This is a genomic window from uncultured Rikenella sp. (assembly GCF_910579375.1).
GTDB lineage: Bacteria > Bacteroidota > Bacteroidia > Bacteroidales > Rikenellaceae > Rikenella.
On sequence record NZ_CAJTUJ010000140.1, the window covers coordinates 1 to 4,754 of the forward strand.

The 4,754-nt window shown below is 65.9% G+C and carries 6 protein-coding genes; all 6 read left to right on the top strand.

The genetic code is table 11. The features are described from left to right. Positions 1–179 precede the first annotated feature (179 nt). From QZ302_RS08630 to bioD, 6 genes are read left to right on the top strand one after another with little or no spacing between them, the layout of a single operon-like run. Positions 180–923: a 2-phosphosulfolactate phosphatase gene (locus QZ302_RS08630; protein ID WP_294594500.1), complete on the top strand. Its 744-nt coding sequence runs from the start codon at positions 180–182 to the stop codon at positions 921–923. Further along, on the top strand, positions 920–1,168 hold the full coding sequence (locus tag QZ302_RS08635) for a hypothetical protein (RefSeq protein ID WP_294594502.1): 249 nt from the start codon (positions 920–922) through the stop codon (positions 1,166–1,168). The genes QZ302_RS08630 and QZ302_RS08635 overlap by 4 nt, the downstream gene beginning before the upstream one ends. 3 nt (positions 1,169–1,171) lie before the next feature. Continuing rightward, the gene (locus QZ302_RS08640; protein ID WP_294594504.1) at positions 1,172–2,368 is read left to right on the top strand and encodes an 8-amino-7-oxononanoate synthase; all 1,197 of its coding nucleotides are present in this window, start codon (positions 1,172–1,174) and stop codon (positions 2,366–2,368) included. Continuing rightward, the gene (locus tag QZ302_RS08645; RefSeq protein ID WP_294594506.1) at positions 2,350–3,066 is read left to right on the top strand and encodes a pimeloyl-ACP methyl esterase BioG family protein; all 717 of its coding nucleotides are present in this window, start codon (positions 2,350–2,352) and stop codon (positions 3,064–3,066) included. Before QZ302_RS08640 ends, QZ302_RS08645 begins: the two co-directional genes overlap by 19 nt. Next, complete coding sequence (locus tag QZ302_RS08650; protein WP_294594508.1) at positions 3,053–3,817, top strand: methyltransferase domain-containing protein; 765 nt, start codon at positions 3,053–3,055, stop codon at positions 3,815–3,817. The genes QZ302_RS08645 and QZ302_RS08650 overlap by 14 nt, the downstream gene beginning before the upstream one ends. Continuing rightward, a complete protein-coding gene (gene bioD, locus QZ302_RS08655) occupies positions 3,814–4,491 on the top strand; it encodes a dethiobiotin synthase (RefSeq protein WP_294594510.1) in 678 nt (225 codons plus the stop codon). Before QZ302_RS08650 ends, bioD begins: the two co-directional genes overlap by 4 nt. Positions 4,492–4,754 lie beyond the last annotated feature (263 nt).

Genomic DNA, 4,754 nt, shown 5'->3' on the forward strand with positions numbered 1-4,754 from the left:
GCCAGGCCATGCTGAAACTTAAATGCATGCCGTCGGTGTCGCTGACGGTCGATGCCCAACTGTAGCCGTTGCCGGAGACACTGGCCGGTGTCCCCATGTCTCGACGGCGGTAGCCCGGGGCGGGACGCTAGCAAAACAATATCGGGACCTCGTCCCGTGACCAACTCAAAAACAACACCATGCAGGTCGATATCATCACCACAGCCGCCGAAGTCACCCCAGAACGAGTCCGGGGACGGAACGTCGCCGTTATCGACGTCTTCCGCGCCACCTCCGTCATCGTCACCGCACTCGGAAACGGAGCCAGAGAGATCATTCCCGTCACCGGCGTCGAAGAGAGCTTCCGGCTCCGAGACCAAATCGAACAGGCACATCGCACGGCCGGTGATCCGGGCCCCGTGCTGCTCGGCGGAGAACGAAACACCGTGATTATCGACGGATTCGACCTCGACAACTCCCCCCTGCGGTACACCCCACAAGCGGTGCGGGACGCCACCGTCGTCATGAGCACCACCAACGGCACACGCGCCGTGAACTGCGCCAGAGGGCTCGCCGACGAAATCTATATCGCCGCCCTGCTCAACGCCGACGCCGTCGCCAGGCGGTTGGGAGAACTCGAGAAAGACGTCGCTCTCGTCTGCTCCGGACGCCACGACCGGTTCACCGTCGAAGACAGCTTGTGCGCCGGCATGATGGCACGCTATTTGAACCTTCGGTATGCGTACGAGCTCAGCGACATCGCCTGGTGGTGCGCCGATGTCTACGGACGCTACGAAGACGACCTGCAAGGCGCGCTGGATCACTGCCTGCACTACCACACCATCCGAGAACGGTGGGGAGCGGACATCGCCTGGTGCCTCAGGCGGAACGAGCTGGAGATCGTACCCAAACTTTACGAACCGGAAGGAGGAATACGACTATGACACACCAACCCAATCAGGACGACCGCAGCCGGCTGGTCGTCATCAAACGCTACACCACGCCGCAGGAGGCCTGGCTCGACGCCGACCTGCTCCGCAGCCGGGGAATCGAATGCGAAGTGGACGGGGCCACGGGCGGAGGCGTGCTGCCGTTCATTCAGGGACAAGTCAGTCTGATCGTGCCGCGCGCCGCGGCTTCGGAAGCGGTGCGGATCGTGCCGGGGGCGGCATGGCAGGAGGAGGAGTAACGGATGGCAGAGAGTCGCGAGCAACAGATACTCGACGCGCTGGCTGCGCAGGGCAACCTGCGCAGCCTCCGTACGTTACGGAGCGTCGGAACCTATATTTACGAAGGGGAGCGGGAGTACTACAACCTCTCGTCGAACGACTACCTGGGGCTGGCCGAGCCGGCGTTGCAGAACCGGTTCCTGCTGGAGGCGGATGTCGAGCGGTTTCTGCTCGGGAATCCGGCCTCGCGCTTGATGACGGGGAACAGCCCGGCCTACGAGGCGCTCGAAACGGCGGTGGCCGATTGGTTGGGGACGGAGCGTGCGCTGGTCTTGGGGGCGGGATTCGCCGTCAATACGGGGGTGCTGCCGGCGGTGACGGAGCGCGGAGACCTCGTGCTGGCGGACAAGCTGGTGCACGCCAGCCTGATCGACGGGCTGAGGCTCTGCGGAGCGGGGGTCGAGTGGCGCAGGTTTCGGCACAACGACATGGAGCACCTCGAAGCGATGCTCGCGGCGGCGACGGCAACCGAGGCGCAGCGCGGCCACGGGGGGCGGATTATCGTCGTCACGGAGAGCCTGTTCAGCATGGACGGCGACTTCGCGCCGCTGGCGGAGCTGGCGGAGCTGCAACACCGGTACGGGTTCCGGCTCTACCTGGACGAGGCGCACGCGTTCGGGGTCTACGGGCCTGAGGACGAAAGGTGTGGGGCGGGCTTGCTGGCGGCCTACAACGCGGGACGGCCGGAACACCTTTTGCGGGCGGACTACCACGTGGTGACGTTCGGCAAGGCGCTGGCCTCGCAGGGGGCGGCGGTGGGGTGCTCGGCAGAGACCAAACGACTGCTGGTCAACCGTATGCGGCCGCTGATCTTCTCGACGGCGCTGCCGGACATCTCGCTGGAGTGGACGCGGTTTCTGCTGGGGCTGATGCCGGAGTTCGCGCCGCGGAGGAAGCGGATTCGGGAGCTTATCGCACTGGTCAACACGATTTTAGAGCCGGAGACTCCGTACGAGTCGCAAATCGTTCCCATTCCGGCGGGGAGCAACGAACGGGCACTGGCCATGGCCGGGACGTTGAAGGCGGAGGGTTTTTGGGCGACGGCGATCCGCCATCCGACGGTGCCGGAGGGAGAGGCGCGGCTGCGGGTGTCGCTCTGCGCGGGCCACACGCCGTATAAAATCGAACAATTCGCCACATTATGCAGGCAGTTTGGATAAATTCGCAGCCGGAGATGCGGAGCGAGCGGGGGGTGATCGTCTTCGCGGCGGGATGGGCGGGGTCGGACGAACTGGTGAGGCACCTCGCGCTGCCGCAAGAATACGACTTGCTGTGTCTCTTCGACTACCGCAGCCTCCCTTCTGCGGCAGAGGCCCGCGAACTCTATGCACAAATAGCGCCTTACCGGCACAAACACCTGATCGCCTGGTCGTTCGGCGTGTGGGCGGCGGAGCGGATTTTCGGCGGGGCGGATGGGATTTGGGACGGGGCGGTGGCGGTCAACGGGACGCCGCTGCCGGTGCACGACGCCTACGGGATTCCGGTGCGGGCCTTCGCGGTGACCGTCCGGAGCATCGAGGGGGCGGGGACGGGGCGCTTCCTGGAGCGGATGTGCGGCACGCCGGAGACGCTGCGGGAGTACTATAAACACCGCTCGACCAGAGGATTGGAGGAGATCGGCGAGGAGCTGCGGCGGCTGCGGGACGGGGCGGCGGAGACGGCGGCGGGTGCGGCGGTGCCGCATGCGGGCTTCTGGACGGAGGCGGTGGCGGGGACGGAAGATGCGATTTTCCCGCCGGAAAACATGATGCGCTACTGGACGGAGGCGGGGGTGCGGGTGACGGTCGGGGAGGGGATGCCGCACTATCCGCTGGCCGACGGGGAGTTCCTGAAGCATTCGATTCATGAAGCACGATAAAGAGTTATTACAGAGGCGGTTCGCACGGAATCTGGCGACCTACGAGACGGGGGCGGTCGTGCAGCGGACGATCGCGGAGCGGCTGGCCGGCCGGCTGGCGGAACGGATACCGGCCGAGGCGGTGCGGCGGGGGGTCGAAATCGGTGCGGGGACGGGATTTCTGACACGGCGGCTGGTCGCGCTTTTCCCGGAGGCGGCGTGGACGGCGAACGATCTGGTGCCGGAGAGCGGGCGTTTTCTGCCGCCGGAGGTCGCTTTCGAAGCGGGCGACGGCGAACATTTCCCGTTCGGCGAGGCGCGCTACGACCTGATCGCGACGGCGTCGACGGTGCAGTGGTTCGACGACCTGCCGACTTTCGCGGCTCGCGCGGCACGGGGGCTACGGCGGGGAGGACTCCTGGCGGTGGGGACGTTCGGCCCGGAAAACTTCCGCGAAATCACGGCGACAACGGGGCTGGGACTGGAATATTATTCGCTGTCGGAGCTCTCCGAAATCTTCATCTCCAATCACTTACAAATCACCGACCGGGAGGAGCGGATCGAGCCGGTGCCCTACCCGACCCCGCTGGAGGTGCTGCGCCACCTGAGCCGGACGGGGGTCAACGCGGTGGCGGCGGAGCGGTGGGCGCGGGGGCGGCTGCGGCGGTTCGACGCGGATTATCGCGCTGCGTGTGCCGGGGCTGCCGAAAGCGCGGCGGAGGGAGTGACTTTGACTTTTCATCCGACGATCATCATCGCACAAAAACCATGAGACCATTTTCATCCGGCGTCTACTTCGTAAGCGGCATCGACACCGATGCGGGGAAGAGCTACGCCACGGGGCTGTTGGCGCGTCGCCTGGCCGAGGAGCAGGGGGCGCGGGTCATCACCCAGAAATTCGTCCAGACGGGCAACACGGGCCTCTCGGAGGACATCGAACTGCACCGGCGGCTGATGGGGATTCCGTTGCAGGAGGTGGATCTCGACGGGACGACGGCGCCGCTGGTCTACCGTTTTCCGGCCTCGCCGCACTTAGCGGCGGCGCTGGAGGGGCGCGCGGTGGAGACGGCGCGGATCGACGCTTCGACGGAGCGGCTGCGGGGGCTCTACGACATCGTGCTGGTCGAGGGGGCGGGAGGGCTGGCGGTGCCGCTGGTTCCGTTCCCGGCGGCAGCGGAGAGGGGGCGCGAATACCTCACGATGGACTATGTGGCGGAGCGGCGGCTGCCGTTGCTTTTCGTGACGTCGGCGAAGCTGGGGAGCCTGAATCACACGCTGTTGAGTTTCGAGGCTTGCCGGGCGCGGGGGATCGAGGTGGCGGGGGTGCTCTGGAATCTCTGTCCGGCGGGCGACCCGGTCATCGCGGCGGATACGCGGGCGTACATAGCTGATTACTTGCGGGTTTACTGGCCTGCGGCGCAGCTGATCGACATTCCGGCGCTCTGAGGGGCGGTCTGTTTTCGCGTGTCGGCGGCGCGCCCCGGGCTGCTACCGCGGTAACTCTTCGGGCGTACCGGGCGGCGTCGGTGGCTACGGCTATAGCTGGTCGTCTGCGGTCAGCGGTATCATCGGGTGGTTCTTGCACTTCAATGCGCAGAGCCTCACTCCCTGCAACGCGGACTACCGTGGCTACGGTCTTCCGTTGCGTTGCCTCTCGGAATAAACGGTGCCGCTCGGCACTCGAAAGCTGGCTGGAACTACCCCAACAA